Source organism: Bradyrhizobium sp. HKCCYLS20291, assembly GCF_051167715.1.
GTDB lineage: Bacteria > Pseudomonadota > Alphaproteobacteria > Rhizobiales > Xanthobacteraceae > Bradyrhizobium.
Map to the genome: position 1 here is coordinate 125,041 of NZ_JBNPTO010000012.1, position 15,975 is coordinate 141,015.

Here is a 15,975-nt window from a genome sequence, read left to right on the forward strand (position 1 = left end):
CCCAACCTAACGCAGGGATGCGCTTGGCGACAACCAGGGCTCTCGCAGATGAAGATACGGGGCTGTTGCCGTCAAAAATCCCGGCAGTTAGTTACTCCGTCATGCCCGGGCTCGTCCCGGGCATCCACGTGGTTCTCAGCGCGCTGAACGACGTGGACGGCCGGGACAAGCCCGGCCATGACGACGTGGGGATGGATGACGCTCCGCTCCGATCACGACGTGCGATAGCCCTGCGGCGGCATCGGACGGCTCTCCAGCCACGAAGGGCCCGACCGCGATCGAACGAAACCCGACGCGTTTCGTTGACAACGCCGCGGGAGCGATATTCGGTGGCACCGCGCAATGGCGACGAGGAGGATGCATGAAACCGGAGGTCATCTGCCTGATGGCATCGAGCGTCGACGGCCGGACCTGGCCGAGCCGCTGGCGTCCGAAAGGCTCGGGCGACCTGTTCGAACAGGTGCATGAGCGGCTCGGTGGCGACGCCTGGCTGATCGGCCGCGTCACCGGCCAGGAGTTCGCCAAGGGCACTGTCTATCCGGCGACGACGGCCGAGCGATTCCCGCGCGAGAACTGGATCATCCGGCGCGATGCCAAGGCCTATGGCGTGGTGCTCGACGGCCACGGCAAGATCTGCTGGGGCAGGTCCGACATCGGCGGCGATCCGATCGTGGTCGTGCTCACGGAATCCGTATCGGATGCGCATCTCGCGGGTCTGCGCAGCGAGGGCGTCTCCTACATCTTCGCAGGCGAGACCGCGCTCGATCTGCCGCGCGTCCTCGACATCCTCTCGGGCGAGTTCGGCGTCAAGCGTCTGCTGCTTGAAGGCGGCGGCCATGTCAACGGCACGTTCCTGCGCGCCGGGTTGATCGACGAGCTCAACCTCGTGCTGTGTCCGGCCGTGGACGGTGCGAAGGGCGCGCCGATGGTGTTCGACTCGACCGAGGCCGAGTCCGATCGGCGCGCCCCGCTCACGGCGATGACCCTTGAGAGCACGACGCCGCTGCACGGCGGCGCGCTCTGGCTGCGCTACAGGATCACCAACGGCGCGGCCGTGCCGGTTCAGGCCAGTCATGGCTGAGGCGCGCAACCACATCATTGTGGTCGGCGCCGGCGCCGCGGGCCTGATGGCCGCGCGCGAGCTCGCCCGCGCCGGCCGGCAGGTGACGGTGCTGGAGGCGCGCGCCCGTTGCGGCGGCCGCATCCATCCGCTCGCGGAGAGCGTGTTCGTCTACAGGGCCGATGCGGGCGCGGAGTTCATCCATGGCGAGGCGCCGGTCACCTGTCGGCTGCTGGCCGAGGCCGGCCTGTCGGCCCGGAGCATCGAGGGCGCGCGCTGGCATGTCGCGAACGGCGCGTTCTCGCAGGACGATCCTTCGGATAGGCAGATGGACCGGTTGCACGCGGTGCTGGCCGGTTTGGACCAGGATGTCACCGTCACGACGCTGCTCGATCGGCATTTCGCCGGCCCGGAGTTCGCGGCGCTGCGCGAGTCGGTGCTCGGTATGGTGCAAGGCTATGACGCCGCCGATCCGGATCGCGCCAGCGTGTTCGCGCTGCGCGACGAATGGATGGGGGGCGACCGCGGCCCGCAGCGGCGCATCGTCGGCGGCTATGGCGCGCTGGTCGGGTTTCTCGAACACGATTGCCGGGCGCATGGCGTGACGTTCGCGCTTGGCTCGGTGGTGACGGCGATCGAGAGCGACAATGATGGGGTAATCGTGCGCTGCGCCGACGGGCAGGCGTCTCGCGGCGATCTCGCCATTCTGACCGTGCCGCTGCCGCTGCTGCAAAGCATCGCGCTGCCGGCCGCGATGCAGGCGCAGGCGGCAGCCGCGTCCGGCATCGGCTTCGGCAACGTCATCAAGCTGCTGCTGTGCTTCGAGCGCCGCTGGTGGACCATGACGCCCGCGCGCGATCTCTCGGACATGTTGTTCCTGCTGTCCGACGCGCCGGTGCCGGTGTGGTGGACGCAGCATCCGAGCGATCATGCCGTGCTCACGGGCTGGCTCGCGGGCCCACCGACGCGCGAATTCGCCGCATGCGATGATGCGGCGTTGGTCGAGACCGGAATCGCCGCCCTAGCGAACATCTTCGCCAAGCCCGTCACCGTTCTCAGGCAGGAGCTCGTCGCGGCGCATGTCAGCAATTGGGGCAACGACCCGTTCGCGCGTGGTGCCTATTCCTATGCGACGCTCGCCACGCGCGGCGCGCAGGATTTGCTCACGCAGTGGGACGGCGGCCCCGTGCTGATCTCCGGCGAGGCGCTGTATCGCGGCCGTGACATGGGCACGGTGGAGGCGGCGCTGGCTAGCGGACTGGCGACGGCACAGAGCATCCTCGCGCGTTGATCGCGCGCGACGTTGCGGTCGTCAGGCCGGCCGTCTAAACGTCATCCACTCTCTGCAAGAAAGGACCGTCATGCTCGACCACGTCGGCTTTCCCGTCTCCGACTTCGCACGCGCCAAGGCATTCTACACAGCGGCACTAGCCCCGCTGGGCTATGTCCTGATGATGGAGATCACGAACGAGCAGACCGGCGGTCATGGCGACCACGCCGGTTTCGGCGACGGCCGTCCGGATTTCTGGATCGGAACAGGCGGCACGACCGCGACCTCCACACACGTCGCATTCCAGGCCAAGGACCGCGCCACGGTCGACGCGTTCTACCAGGCCGCGATGGCGGCGGGCGGACGCGACAACGGATCGCCCGGCGTGCGGCCGCATTATCACCAACACTACTACGGCGCGTTCGTGCGCGACCCTGACGGCAACAATATCGAGGCGGTCTGTCACACGCCCGGCTGAGGCGGATGAACGGCTGAACTACACCGCCACCGGCATGTGCTCGGCGGCGGCAGCCAGGCTCGGCGCGACCACGATCTCGAGCTGCTGGCGCAGCCAGCGATGCATCGGGTCGTCGTGGTGGCGCAGGTGCCAGACCATGTACATCGGCATCGCCGGGCAGGGCACCGGCACCGGCGCAATGCTGAGCCCGCGCAGCATGTAGGCGCGCAGCAGGCTCGGCAAGGTCGCGATCATGCGGCTGCCGCGCAGGAACGGGCCGATGCCGCCGAAGTCCGGCACCTGCGCGGCGAAGCGCCTGACGATGCCGCGCTCGGCCATGACCTCGTCGATGTCGAGCCTTCGGCGCGGCTCGTAGACGACGGTGACGTGATCGCAGGCCAGATAATCGTCGAGGCTCTGCGGCGGCTCGCGCTGGCCGGCATCGTAGAACACGCGGTAGCAGTCCTCGAACAGCCGCTTCTGCAGGATGTCGCTGCCCTCGGGGGGGCGCGGCGTGATGATGAGCTGGCAGTGCTCCTCGCGCAGCATCTCCGGCGTCGGCGCGCCGGAGGGGATGACGCGCAGGCTGAGGCCGGGCGCCTGCGCGCGCGCATAGCGCAGCAGCGAGGGCAGCAGCAGGTCGCGCTGCAGATCATTGGCCGCGATCGTCACCTGGGCGGAGACTTTGCCCGGCTCGAACGCTGCCGCGTGCGAAAAGCTTCGGAGATCGTCGAGCAGAGCGCGGGCGCGTAGTGCGAGCAGTTGCGCATGCGCGGTCGGGACGATGCCGCGGCCGGATTTGACGAACAGCGGATCGCCGGTGATGGCGCGCAATTTGTCCAGCAGATGGCTGACGGCCGATTGCGTCACGCCGAGCCGGATTGCGGCGCGCGTCACCGAGCCCTCCTCGATCACGGCGAGCAGCAGCTGCAGCAGATGGCCGTCGAGGTCCAAATGATCGAATTGGCTCATGGATCAGATCGGCCGGGCGGCCTTTATTGATGCTGTCGGAGCATCATAGTGGCGACACGAACGGCGGCCGCGTTTGATCCAGATCAATCGCGGCCGTTCGAAGCATCACAGGGGAGGTTACAATGTCCACCACCACGGCCCGGCAGCCCGTGCCCGGTACCACCATCTTCGACGGCGAGCAGGCCCGCAAGGGCTACGCCCTCAACAAGATGTGCTACTCGTTCAACGATGCCGCCAACCGCAAGGCGTTCGTCGCCGACGAGGACGGCTATTGCGCCAAATACGGCCTCAACGCGCAGCAGCGTGCGGCGATCAAGAACCGCAATGTGCTCGAACTGATCGAGGCCGGCGGCAACGCCTACTACCTCGCCAAATTCGCCGGCATCTTCGGTCTCGACATGCAGGACATTGGCGCGCAGCAGACCGGTCTCACCAAAGAACAGTTCAAGGCCAAGCTTCTGGCGGCAAGGGGGTAATCGTCATGGCAAAGATCGTAGGCGCAATCACCACCTCGCACGTTCCGGCCATCGGCGGCGCGATCGCCAAGGGGCTGCAGCAGGATCCGTATTGGAAGCCGTTCTTCGACGGTTTTCCGCACGTGCGCGAATGGCTCGCGAAGGTGAAGCCGGATGTCGTCGTGCTGGTCTACAACGACCACGGCCTCAACTTCTTCCTCGACAAGATGCCGACCTTCGCCGTCGGCGCCGCCGACAGCTACAGCAACGCCGACGAGGGTTGGGGCATTCCGCAGACCGCGCCGTTCAAGGGCGACACCGAATTGTCGTGGCACCTGATCGAGCATCTGGTGAAGGAGGATTTCGATCTCACCACCTGCCAGGAGATGGCGGTCGATCACGCCTTCACTCTGCCGATGGCGCTGTGCTGGCCGGACCAGAAATGGCCGGTGCGGGTCGTGCCCGTGGTGGTCAACACCGTCCAGGCGCCGCTGCCCTCGGCCGCGCGCTGCTACAAGCTCGGCCAGGCGCTGGCGCGCGCGATCGAATCTTGGCCGAAGGACGAGCGCGTCGTGGTGATGGGTACCGGCGGCCTGTCGCATCAGCTCGACGGCGAGCGTGCCGGCTTCATCAACAAGGATTTCGACGAGAAGTTCATGGCCAGCATGATCGATGATCCTGCCTGGGCGACGAAGTATTCGACGGCCGAGCTGGTCGAGCTGTCGGGCACGCAGGGCGTCGAACTCTTGAACTGGATGGTCGCGCGCGGCACCCTGCCGGAGAAGGTGCGCAAGGAGCATTCCAACTATCACATCCCGATCTCCAACACGGCGACGGGACTGATGGTGCTGGAGCCGGCGGCCTGATCGTTCTTTCGTGATGATATCAAGCCAAGAGCGCGCGGGCCGGATGCTCGCGCGCTCTTCTTTTCCCGTTCCGCTCGACCGGGAGCCCGCGACGCGTCAGGGTGCAGCGGGGGACACAGCGGCCGGCTTGGCTTGCAGCTGCCGCGCCCGATCCGGGCGGCGCAGCCGGCGCTGGGTCCAGATCAGCACGCCCGTGACCAGCAGCGTGAGCAGCACCACCGAGATCAGCACATTGGCGGCGCTGCCGATCAGCGACCAGTTGCCTTCGTGCAGCAGCCGCACCCAGTTGCGCGGCAGCGCGGAGAGGCCGTCGGCCGTCACGGCATAGGCGCGTAGCTCGTCGCCCTCGATGATCCGCGCCATCATGCGCCCGCCGCGGCTGCCAATCATGTTGACGGTGGCGAGATCATGATCTTTCGCGACGATGCTGACCGCCTCCGGCAGTGAGATGCGCTTGGTCACAGCCGGCGGCGCGGCGAAGAAGCTGTTGCTAGGATCGAGCAGCAGCCCGGTCAGCGGGCTCAGCAGGATCAGCGGCAGCGTGAACCACGCCGCGCCCTTGTGCCAGCCGGACAGCGTGTTGCGCAGCTTTGGCAGGCCCATCAGGATGCCGATGATCATGATGACGATCATGCCGATCGTGGAGATCGTCGTGAGGCCCTCGATGCCGATCAGGTGCTCGTGGGTCATGCGCGCCCACTGAAACAGGCTGGACGTGGCCGGCTTGTCCGCGATGGCGCCGCTGCTCATGTCGAGTTCGGTGCCGGGTCGCCCCTGGAGGGTGAGATGCTGCGTCGTCGGATTGATCGAGATGCCGCGCGCCTTGCCGTCGGGATCGTACTGCTTGATCAGCGCCACCACGCGGGCCGCATCGACACTGCCGGGCTGCACGGCGGAAACCTGCGCGATCGGCTCGAAGGACAGGATCAGCCCGGTCACGATGATCACAAGGAGCGGCAGCGCGAAGGTCAGGCTGGTCCAGCGGTGGAGCTTGAGCAGAAGCTGCTTGTTCATCGTCGTCTCCGAATGATCGTCATGCAGATGGCGCGAGGCCAATCGATGGTGGTCCGTGCGGCGCCCGCTCCGAAATGTTTCTTGTCGTTTCTTGCGGCATGGCGCAGCGGTCTCGATAAGCCGCTGCGATCTTCTCATTAGCTGAGCACACGACGATTGCGAAACAACGAAACTATTAATTTTAGGTCATGCGTCGATTGATCGGCATCAATGCGGCGATGACGCGACCCTGTCTGCTGCAAGCAAAAGGGCATGTGAGGGTCTGCTCAGCTGCCGGCCACTGCGCCGTCGTTCCGCACGAATATGGCATTCACGTCAAGGTCATGCCCGCGCCGGGCAAGCCGCTGCACCAGACCGCGATCGAGCAGCAGCTCGGCTACGAGGTGCTGAACTACGCCGAGACCTGGCATTGTCGGAGGCGGAGAAGGCCACGATCCTCGGCGGCTGTTCAAGCTCGCCTGAGCGCAAGTTGGATCGGTGGTGATCCGGGGAGCAGCCGCTATGAGGGCTACTTCCCGGGCACTATCGTTCCCTTCAGCCCGGCGCGCTCCGCGGCGGCGCTGACGAGGCCCGACGACCTGATCTCGGCGGTGAAATCGCGCAGGAAATCGCGTGCGGCATCGCGGCCCTTGGGGATGGCGATCGCATGGCGCTCCTCGCCCCAGCGGCCGTCGAGCACGCGCGATCCCGGCACCTGCTCGGCCATCTCGAACAGCGTCGCCTTGTTGGTGGCGAAGGCGTCGATCTCATGATCCTTCAGTAGGGCGACCGCGTCCTTCAGGGTCGGCGATCGGATCAGCGTCGCTTCCTTCAGTTCGCGTCCGAGTGTCGCGTCCGAGGTGCTGCCCGTGGTGACGCCGACCTTGCGTCCGCTGGCGTCGACATCGCCGGCGTTAGACAGCGCGGAGCCATCGGGTACGAGATAGCCGAGCTCGATCTCCAGATAGACCGGACCGAAATCCATCTCCTTGGCGCGAGCAGCCGAGGCGTTGGTGAAGACGACATCGACCGCGCCTGTCTTGATGGCCTCGAGCACCTCGGCATTCTTGGTGAACACCACCGGCTCGTAGTCGACATGGAGCCGCCGCGCCATCTCTTTGCCGATGGCGTAGCCGACGCCGCGCGGATTGTCGGTTCCGTCGGGGAGAACCGATGTCGGCGTCCCCGGATAGAGACCTGCACGCAGATGTCCGCTCGGCGCCATGACCTGGGCGATGTCGGCATCGGCGGCGTGGCCAGGTGCGGCGGTGATCCAGACGAGCAGCGCGGCCGCGGCGACCCGCACCCATGCAGCGACTGAGGATGTCATCGGCTGATCTCCCGGCATCGATGGACCGCTCACTATTCCGTCGGCCTGGTTGCTTCCCCGCCGCCGTCCAGCACGACTTTCAGCCGCGACGCATCAAGCGCATTTTCCCACCTGGCAATGACGATGGTCGCCACGGCGTTGCCAATCAGGTTGGTCGGCGTCAGTCCTTGCGACATCAGGCGATGGATGCCGAGCACCAGCGCGACGCTGGCCACGGGGATCGTCCCGGTCGCCGCGAGCGTCGCCGCCAGCACGACGAAAGCAGCGCCGGCAATGCCGGCTGCGCCTTTGGACGTCACCAGCAGGATCAGCAGCAGTCCGATCTGATGGCCGATGTCGAGCTGGGTGTTGGTGGCCTGCGCCAGGAAGACGGCCGCGGTGGCGAGATAGAGGCAGGTGCCGTCGAGATTGAACGAGTAGCCGGTCGGGATCACCAAGCCGACGATGCTGCGCTCGCAGCCGGCGGCTTCGAGCTTCGCCAGCATGCGCGGCAGCACGGTCTCGGACGATGTGGTCGCGATGCAGACGAGGATCTCGTCGCGGATGTAGCGGATCAGCTTCCACAGGCTGAAGCCCGTGAACGCGGCGATCGGACCGAGCACGACCGCGATGAAGATCAGGCAGGTCAGATAGAAGCTGCCGAGCAGCAGGCCGAGCTTGGAGAGCGAGCCGATGCCGAACTTGCCGACGGTGAAGGCAATGGCGCCGAAGGCGCCGAGCGGCGCCGCCCACATCACGATCCTCACGACGCCGAAGATCATTTGCCCGGCGACTTCGACCACATCGGTCACTGCCTTGGCGCGATCGCCGAGCCAGATCAGCGCGAAGCCGCACATCACCGAGATGAACAGCACCTGCAGGATGTTGCCCTCGGAGAAGGCGCCGACGAAGGTCTGCGGGATGATGTTGAGCAGGAACGGCACGAAGCCGACCGCCGCGGTCTGCTTGACGTAGGGCTCGATCGTCGCGGAGTTGATGGTCGCCGGGTCGACGTTCATGCCGACGCCGGGCTGGAACAGGTTCACCGCGGCAAGGCCGATGATCAGCGCCAGCGTCGTGATCACCTCGAAATAGATCAGCGCCTTGATCGCGACCCGGCCGACTTTGGCCATGTCGGCCATGTGGGCGATGCCGTTGACGACGGTGCAGAAGATGATCGGCGCGATCAGCATCCGGATCGCCTTGATGAAGGCGTCGCCGAGCGGCTGCATCTGCGCGCCGAGATCCGGCTTGACGGCGCCGAGCAGGATGCCGGCGGCCATCGCGATCATGACCTGGACCCACAGCTCCTTCCACCAGGCGCGACGGGCGCCTGTCTTGCTGTCGGCAGTGAGGGTCGTGGCAGTCATGATCGGTCCTGTCGTTGCGTACGAATCGTCGGGAGTTGGCGGCCCGCGTCAGCTCTTGCGGTCGAACTTGAACAGCCGTTCGGGGTTGCTGACAAGGAGTTTGCGCTGCAGGGCCGGCTCCGGCGCGTAGAGCGGGATCAGGTCGACGAGATCACCGTCATTGGGCATGATCTTGACGTTCGGGTGCGGCCAGTCGGTGCCCCAGATGACGCGGTCCGGCGCGTTCTCGATCAGCTTCTTGGCGAACGGCACGGCGTCGTGGAAGGGCGCTCCCGCCGCCGAGGCGCGCTCGGGACCGGTGATCTTGATCCAGCACTTCTCGTCGCTGGCCTGCAGGTCGAGCAGCGCCTTGAATTCCGCGTCGTCGATGCCTTTCGCGGCGCTGATCGTGCCCATGTGGTCGATCACATAGGTGACCGGCAGCGCCTTGAGGATCGGCACGAACTCCTGGATCGTGCCGGCCTCGAGATAGATGTCGACGTGCCAGCCGATCGCCGCGACGCGGTCGACCAGGGCGCGAAACACGTTCATGTCGCCGACGCCGCCGAGGCGGCGCAGGAAGGCGAAGCGGCAGGCGCAGATGCCGGCCTTGCCCAGCGCTGTGAGGTCGGCGTCCGACATCGCCGCGTTGATGTTGGCGACGCCCTTGTAGTTGCCGTTGCTCTGCGCGATCGCATCGGTGACGACGCGATTGTCGGTGCCGTGGACGGTGGCATTAACGATGACCGCGCGCTCGACGCCGATCTTGGCGTGCAGCGCTCGGAACATCTCGAGCGGCGCGTCGGGCGGCGTGTAGGGCCGGGTCGGCGAGAACGGGTACGCCGATGCCGGTCCGAAGATGTGGGTGTGGGTATCGACGCTGCCCGGCGGCGCCTTGAAGCTAGGTGTCTTGGTGGCCGGATCCGGGCCGGGGATGCTGGGAGGCGTGGCCTCGCCGGCGGAGAGTGCAGGGCCGGTACCGAACACGCTCGCCGCTCCCAGCCCGGCCATGGTGGCCAGCAGATCTCGTCTCAACATCACAGCGTCCTCCTCAATGGCCGCGGTCTCAGGCAGGCGCAGGCCTGCCAGGCCCCGGCATCGTTCGTATTTGCTATCTTCACGCCGCAGCGTAGAGATCAGGCGGCCTTGCAACGTGACAGCGTGGTCATCGTGTCCTCCCGAGCCAGCGCCGTGCAGCGTCCGTATTGCAACGGGGGGCGGCCGATTGCCTCGATCCAATCCGTTTCTGACCGGGAGGATCTTGCAGGCGTTGAAGTCTGACAAGAAGCATTGGGCGAACGGTCAGTTCTCTAGATTGGACAATGCTCTGCGAGCCCCCCGGCGATGTTGCAAATGCGTTAGCTGGAGCTGCATCGCAGCGTACGTGCGCGAAGAAGGCGGCCCTTCAACCGAACTGCGAGCAGCAGGCCCCATCGCGCCATTGCGATGGATTGTTCGTGCGGCGGAAAGGTGAGTTGCCTCAACGCTCTGGCGTGCGTTCTGAGCATGTCGTGGCGGCTTCAAGCGCCGTTGTAGGGACCGCAGGCGGAATGCTATGCGACGGCAAAGGCGGTCGTGACGGCGCTGGCCCGCCGCGTCGCCGTCAACCGCACAACAACATTGGGCAAAGGAAACACCATGGTCGACGCGCTCATCATCGACGCCTGCAGGACTCCGCGCGGCATCGGCAAGGCGGGCAAGGGGGCGCTCGCCGGGCTGCATCCGCAGCATCTCGGCGCCACCGTGCTGCGCGCGCTGGCCGATCGCACCGGCATCAATACTGGCGATGTCGACGACATCATCTGGGGCTGCTCGTCGCAGCGCGGCCCGCAGAGCGGCGATCTCGGCCGCATGTCGGCGCTCGACGCCGGCTACGACATCCGCGCCTCCGGCGTCACGCTCGACCGCTTCTGCGGCTCCGGCATCACCAGCGTCAACATCGCAGCAAGCTCGATCATGGCCGGGCAGGAGGACCTCGTCGTCGCCGGCGGCTGTGAGATGATGTCGATGGAGGGCCGGCGCGGCGAGGGGCCGCTGATGATGGACGCCGGCAATCTGCATCTGCGCGCGCTGCATCCGCAGTCGCACCAGGGCGTCTGCGCCGACGCCATCGCCACCATGGAAGGCATCACCCGTGCCGACGTCGACGCGCTCGGGCTGGAGAGCCAGAAGCGGGCGGCCGCGGCGATCGCGGCTGGCCACTTCAAGAAGAGCCTCGTGCCGGTGCATCGCGACGATGGCAGCCTCGCGCTCGACCACGAGGAGTATCCGCGGCCGCAGACCACGGCTGAGGCGCTGGCCGGGCTGAAGCCGGCTTTTCCGGCGATCGCCGACTATGCGCTCGACGACAAGGGCACGACCTACCGCAACCTGATCCTGCAGCGCTATCCCGGCCTCGAGATCGAGTTCATGCACCACGCCGGCAACTCCTCGGGCGTCGTCGATGGCGCCGCCGCGATCCTGCTGGCGTCGCCGTCCTACGCCAAGGCGCATGGCCTGAAGCCGCGCGCGCGTGTGGTTGCCATGGCCAACATGGGCGACGACCCGACGCTGATGCTGAACGCGCCGGTGCCGGCGACGCGCAAGGTGCTGGCCAAGGCGGGGCTCGGCATCGACGACATCGACCTGTTCGAGATCAACGAGGCGTTCGCGGTCGTGGCCGAGAAGTACATCCGCGACCTCAAGCTCGATCGCGCCAAGGTCAACGTCAACGGCGGCTCGATCGCGCTCGGCCATCCGATCGGCGCCACCGGATCGATCCTGATCGGCACCGTGCTCGACGAACTCGAGCGACGCGACCTCAAGCGGGGCCTGGTCACGATGTGCGCGGCCGGTGGCATGGCGCCGGCGGTCATTATCGAGCGGGTCTGAGTGCCTCTTGCTGTTGTCCACGCCCGCTGCGGAGCTCATCCCGGCGGGCGTTCCGTTCCGATCGAATGGGGGCTCGATTGCCAGCCACCAGTTGTGACTTTTCCGCCCCCCGCTCGTTGATGCCTGCTTCCACGGGCCTCCGGCGGTTCCACTTTCCCGACCAGTCAACCACGTTTCGACTGGACAAGAATTCGCGCTTGTTCCGCTAGTTGCGACAGGATATTGCCACCGAGAGGCCTCATCTGAGAAGAAATGGCTCTCGTGCTCCTGACGCTGTCGCATATCATCGATCGCAAGGCCTCGAACCGGGTGGTCACGCGGCTGCGCGCGCTGCTGCGCAGCAACGAATTCTACCTGATACCGCTGGCGCTGGTGATCGGCGTGTCCACCGGCGGCATCGTTACCGTCATGAGCCTGATCGCGCAGGTCGCGCACGTCCTCATCTTCGGCATCCCGATCGATGTCCGGCTCAGCGCCAATGCCTGGGTCAATCCCGTCATCGCGGTGATCGCGCCGGCGCTGGGCGGCCTCGCGCTCGGTATCATGGAGTGGCTGCGCCGCCGCTGGAAGATTGCCGCCGCCGTCGATCCCGTCGAGGCCAATGCCCTGCGCGGCGGCCGACTGTCGATGCGTGACAGCCTCGTGGTCAGCAGCCAGACCCTGGTCTCCAACGGCTCTGGCGCCTCGGTCGGCCTCGAGGCCGGCTACACCCAGATCGGCGCCGGGGTGGCGTCGCTGCTCGGCCAATATCTCACGCTTCGCCGCAATGATCTGCGCCTGATCGTCGGCTGCGGCGCCGCCGCCGCCATCGCCGCGGCGTTCGGTGCACCGATCACCGGCGCGTTCTATGCCTGCGAGTTGATCGTCGGCGTCTATTCGGTCGGCAGCGCCGCGCCGATCCTGGCGGCTTCGCTGGCCGGGGCCTTGACCTCGCAATATCTCACCGGCGCGCCGTATTCGCTCGAGGTCCAGAAGGTCGGCGCCGTCGGCTTCGAGCAGTACATCGCGCTGTTCGTGCTGGCGCTGCTGGTGGCCTTCATCGGCATCGTGGTGATGCGCGCCTCGCCCGCCGTCGAGCGGCTGTTCGTCCGCATTCCAATTTGGCTGCGCCCGGCGATCGGCGGCGTGTGCGTCGGCGCGATGGCGATCGTCACGCCGCAGGTGCTGGCCGCAGGCCACGGCGCGATGCTGCTCGACCTTCACCGCGAGATGGCGGTCGGCCTCATCGCCACCATCATCGTGCTCAAGCTCGCGGCGTGCCTGATCTCGCTGGCCTCGGGCTTCCGCGGCGGTCTGTTCTTCGCCTCGCTGTTCATCGGCAGCCTGCTCGGCAAGCTGTTCGCCGGACTGCTCGCGATGGCCGGTCTCGGGCTCGCGCTTGATCCCATGGTGGCGATGCTGACGGGCATGGCAACGCTCGGTGTCGCCATCGTCGGCGGACCGCTGACGATGTCGTTCCTGGTGCTGGAGATGACCCGCAGCGTCGACGTCACGGCCGTGGTGCTCGCCGCCTGCATCGTGACCTCGGTGTGCGTGCGCGTGCTGTTCGGGCATTCGTTCTCGACCTGGCGGCTGCATCTGCGCGGCGAGACCATCCGCAGCGCCAACGATGTCGGCTGGCTGCGCAACCTCACCGTCGAGCGGCTGATGCGCTCCGACGTCGCCAAGGTGCCGACCACGACCTCGATCGCCGCCTGCCGGCGCGAGTTCGCGCTCGGTACGCGGCAGGCCGTTGTGGTGGTCAACAACAGCGACGATTATTGCGGGCTGGTGTCGCTGCCCGACCTGTTCTCGGGCGAACTGGACACCATCGCCGACGAGATCCAGGTGGTCGAGCTCGCCAAATATTTCGAGGTCGCGTTGTTGCCCGAAATGAACGTCAAGACCGCGATGCGGATCTTCGACGACACCGGCGCCGAGGAGCTGGCCGTGCTGGAGTCGGAGAACAGCCGCAAGGTGATCGGCTTCCTGACCGAGTCGTTCGCGCGCCGCCGCTATGTCGAGGAGATCGACCAGGCGACGCGCGGCGTGCTCGGCGCATTGTCGTGATCGCCTCGCGTCGGTGATCTCCAGGCCGGGAATGGAATAGGCCTCCGGCTGTCCGGGGCGCGCGAGGATGGCATGACGACACCGATCAGAATGGCCGTTGCAGTGGCTTCGAGCGCGCTGGCGGTGACCGCCGCTGTCGCCGATCCGGCCCTGCTCAAGGGCAAGGACGCGTTCGGCAGCTGGCAGGGCGACACGCCCGGCACGACCCGTCTGATCCGTCCCGCGGACCTGCCCAAGCCCGGCGCGACGGCCTCGGTCGCCAACGTCTCGCGGGTGGTGCAGCGGCCGGTCTCGGCCGTGCCCAAGGTGGCCGACGGCTTCAAGGTCGCGCTGTTCGCCGAGGGGCTGCGCGAGCCGCGTGTCCTCCGCACGGCGCCGAACGGCGACATCTTCGTTGCCGAGACCCGGGCCGGCCGCGTCCGCGTGCTGCGCCCGAGCGAGGACGGCAGTCAGGTCGCATCCAGCGAGATCTTCGCCGACCGGCTCGGCCATCCCTTCGGCATCGCGTTCTATCCGAGCGTCGACCCGCAATGGGTCTATGTCGCGAGCACCGAGCGCGTGATGCGCTTTCCCTATCGCGCCGGCGACATGAAGGCGTCGGGTCCGCTGCAGGTCGTCGTGCCCGACCTGCCGGCCGGCTACGGCCATTCCACGCGCGATATCGTCTTCACGAAAGACGGCAAGCGCATGCTGGTTTCGGTCGGCTCGGCCGGCAATGTCGGCGAAACGCTCGGCGAGCCATCCGGTGGTCTCGCGGCCTGGATCGCGGCGCATCCGCTCGGCGCAGCCTGGGGCGGCGAGATCGACCGCGCCGGACTGCTGGCGTTCGATCCCGACGGCACCAACCGCAGCCTGTACGCGGCCGGCATCCGCAATTGCGCCGGCCTCGCCATTCAGCCCGCGACCGGCATGCCCTGGTGTTCGACCAACGAGCGCGACGGCCTCGGCGACGATCTCGTGCCGGACTTCGTCACGCGGGTGAAGGAGGGGGCCTTCTACGGCTGGCCCTGGTACTACATGGGCGACAATCCCGATCCGCGCCATGCCGGCGAGCGGCCTGATCTGAAGGGCAAGATCAGCGTGCCCGACGTGCTGCTGCAGGCGCATTCGGCCTCGCTTGGCCTGACGTTCTACGACGCGGATCTGTTCCCGCCGGAGTATCGCGGCGACGCCTTTGCGGCCGAGCATGGCTCGTGGAACCGCTCGAAGCGCACCGGCTACAAGGTGATCCGCGTCAGGCTGAAGGACGGCGTGCCCACTGGCGAATATCAGGACTTCGTCACCGGCTTCGTCGTCAACGACCGCGAGGTCTGGGGCCGCCCGGTCGGCGTCACCGTAGCGCGCGACGGCAGCCTGCTGATCTCCGAGGACGGCAACGGCACGATCTGGCGCGTCAGCCGCTGAGCGGTCTCTTGCGGCGCAGGAACTTCCGCATCCGACGTCGGTTGGGTGCGGGGTTGAGTGCCGGATGACCGCATGAACATTTTCGATCCGCGCGGGCCGATCGCCGCCGCCGAGAAGACGATCCTGATCGACTCCGTCATCATCATGCTGGCGATCATCGTCCCGACCTCGATCGCCGTGCTGGCCTTCGCCTACTGGTTCCGCAGCTCCAACACCAAAGCGCGCTACCGTCCCGACTTCGCCTATTCCGGCGCCGTCGAGCTCGTGGTGTGGTCGATCCCGGCGCTGACCGTGATCCTGCTCGGCGGCGTCGCCTGGATCGGCTCGCACCAGCTCGATCCCGGCAAGCCCGTCGACGGCACCGGACTTCCCATTCGCATCCAGGCGGTGTCGCTCGACTGGAAATGGCTGTTCATCTATCCCGACCAGCGCGTCGCCACCGTCAACAGCCTGACCGTCCCGATCGGCGCGCCGCTGCGCTTCGAGCTGACGTCGGGCAGCGTCATGACGGCGTTCTTCATCCCGCAGCTCGGCGGCATGATCTACACCATGAACGGCATGGTCACGCGGCTCAACCTGCGCGGCGATCATGTCGGCACCTACAAGGGTCTCGCATCGCATTTCAGTGGCGACGGCTTCCCCGACATGATGTTCGACACCCAAATCGTCGCGCAGCCCGACTTCGCCAACTGGGTGGCTGATGCGGCCAAGAGCAATCAGGTCCTGGACGAGGCGAGCTACAAGGCGCTCGCGGTGCAATCGGTGGAGAAGAGCCCGAAGACCTACCGGCTCGCCGATCCCGAGCTGTTCGGCAAGATCGCCAGCCAGCACATTCCGCCCGCGCCGGGGCCGCAACTGAGCGAGAACAAGGCGCGGGAGGAGAGCGGAGCGTCGCATGCCCACTGATCTCGTTGCAGCCC

At 66.7% G+C, this 15,975-nt stretch carries 14 protein-coding genes; 9 read left to right on the forward strand and 5 right to left on the reverse strand.

Going from position 1 to position 15,975, the window contains the following annotated elements; translation table 11 throughout:
* Positions 1-361 precede the first annotated feature (361 nt).
* From ACQR07_RS24560 to ACQR07_RS24570, 3 genes are all read left to right on the forward strand, one after another.
* On the forward strand, positions 362-1,081 hold the full coding sequence (locus ACQR07_RS24560) for a RibD family protein (RefSeq protein WP_434904700.1): 720 nt from the start codon (positions 362-364) through the stop codon (positions 1,079-1,081).
* A complete protein-coding gene (locus ACQR07_RS24565) occupies positions 1,074-2,351 on the forward strand; it encodes a flavin monoamine oxidase family protein (protein WP_434904701.1) in 1,278 nt (425 codons plus the stop codon). The genes ACQR07_RS24560 and ACQR07_RS24565 overlap by 8 nt, the downstream gene beginning before the upstream one ends.
* Before the next feature lie 70 nt (positions 2,352-2,421).
* Complete coding sequence (locus tag ACQR07_RS24570; protein ID WP_434904702.1) at positions 2,422-2,808, forward strand: VOC family protein; 387 nt, start codon at positions 2,422-2,424, stop codon at positions 2,806-2,808.
* An 18-nt stretch (positions 2,809-2,826) separates the two neighbouring features.
* Here ACQR07_RS24570 and ACQR07_RS24575 read toward each other — a convergent pair whose 3' ends face one another.
* Positions 2,827-3,759, reverse strand: a complete 933-nt coding sequence (locus ACQR07_RS24575) for a LysR family transcriptional regulator (protein WP_434904703.1) — start codon at positions 3,757-3,759, stop codon at positions 2,827-2,829.
* Positions 3,760-3,881: 122 nt separating this feature from the next.
* On the opposite strand from ACQR07_RS24575, the gene ACQR07_RS24580 reads away from it, so the two are divergent.
* Together ACQR07_RS24580 and ACQR07_RS24585 are read left to right on the forward strand one after the other, a co-directional pair.
* On the forward strand, positions 3,882-4,235 hold the full coding sequence (locus ACQR07_RS24580; RefSeq protein ID WP_434868442.1) for a protocatechuate 4,5-dioxygenase subunit alpha: 354 nt from the start codon (positions 3,882-3,884) through the stop codon (positions 4,233-4,235).
* Positions 4,236-4,240: 5 nt separating this feature from the next.
* On the forward strand, positions 4,241-5,080 hold the full coding sequence (locus tag ACQR07_RS24585; RefSeq protein WP_434904704.1) for a class III extradiol dioxygenase family protein: 840 nt from the start codon (positions 4,241-4,243) through the stop codon (positions 5,078-5,080).
* A gap of 96 nt (positions 5,081-5,176) precedes the next feature.
* Here ACQR07_RS24585 and ACQR07_RS24590 read toward each other — a convergent pair whose 3' ends face one another.
* The 4 genes from ACQR07_RS24590 to ACQR07_RS24605 all read right to left on the reverse strand — a co-directional run bounded on the left by ACQR07_RS24590 (position 5,177) and on the right by ACQR07_RS24605 (position 9,769).
* Positions 5,177-6,094: a PepSY domain-containing protein gene (locus ACQR07_RS24590; RefSeq protein WP_434904705.1), complete on the reverse strand. Its 918-nt coding sequence runs from the start codon at positions 6,092-6,094 to the stop codon at positions 5,177-5,179.
* Between the two features lie 508 nt (positions 6,095-6,602).
* Entirely contained in the window at positions 6,603-7,403 is an 801-nt protein-coding gene (locus ACQR07_RS24595) for an ABC transporter substrate-binding protein (protein WP_434904706.1), read from the reverse strand.
* Positions 7,404-7,435: 32 nt separating this feature from the next.
* The gene (gene dctA, locus ACQR07_RS24600; protein ID WP_434904707.1) at positions 7,436-8,752 is read right to left on the reverse strand and encodes a C4-dicarboxylate transporter DctA; all 1,317 of its coding nucleotides are present in this window, start codon (positions 8,750-8,752) and stop codon (positions 7,436-7,438) included.
* A 48-nt stretch (positions 8,753-8,800) separates the two neighbouring features.
* Complete coding sequence (locus ACQR07_RS24605) at positions 8,801-9,769, reverse strand: amidohydrolase family protein (protein WP_434904708.1); 969 nt, start codon at positions 9,767-9,769, stop codon at positions 8,801-8,803.
* 600 nt (positions 9,770-10,369) lie between these two features.
* Between ACQR07_RS24605 and ACQR07_RS24610 the strand changes: the two genes are divergently transcribed.
* The 4 genes from ACQR07_RS24610 to ACQR07_RS24625 all read left to right on the forward strand — a co-directional run bounded on the left by ACQR07_RS24610 (position 10,370) and on the right by ACQR07_RS24625 (position 15,961).
* Complete coding sequence (locus tag ACQR07_RS24610) at positions 10,370-11,602, forward strand: acetyl-CoA C-acetyltransferase (protein WP_434904709.1); 1,233 nt, start codon at positions 10,370-10,372, stop codon at positions 11,600-11,602.
* Positions 11,603-11,854: 252 nt separating this feature from the next.
* Complete coding sequence (locus ACQR07_RS24615; protein WP_434904710.1) at positions 11,855-13,651, forward strand: chloride channel protein; 1,797 nt, start codon at positions 11,855-11,857, stop codon at positions 13,649-13,651.
* 72 nt (positions 13,652-13,723) lie between these two features.
* Complete coding sequence (locus ACQR07_RS24620; RefSeq protein ID WP_434904711.1) at positions 13,724-15,055, forward strand: PQQ-dependent sugar dehydrogenase; 1,332 nt, start codon at positions 13,724-13,726, stop codon at positions 15,053-15,055.
* Between the two features lie 72 nt (positions 15,056-15,127).
* Entirely contained in the window at positions 15,128-15,961 is an 834-nt protein-coding gene (locus tag ACQR07_RS24625; RefSeq protein ID WP_434904712.1) for a COX aromatic rich motif-containing protein, read from the forward strand.
* Positions 15,962-15,975: the final 14 nt, after the last annotated feature.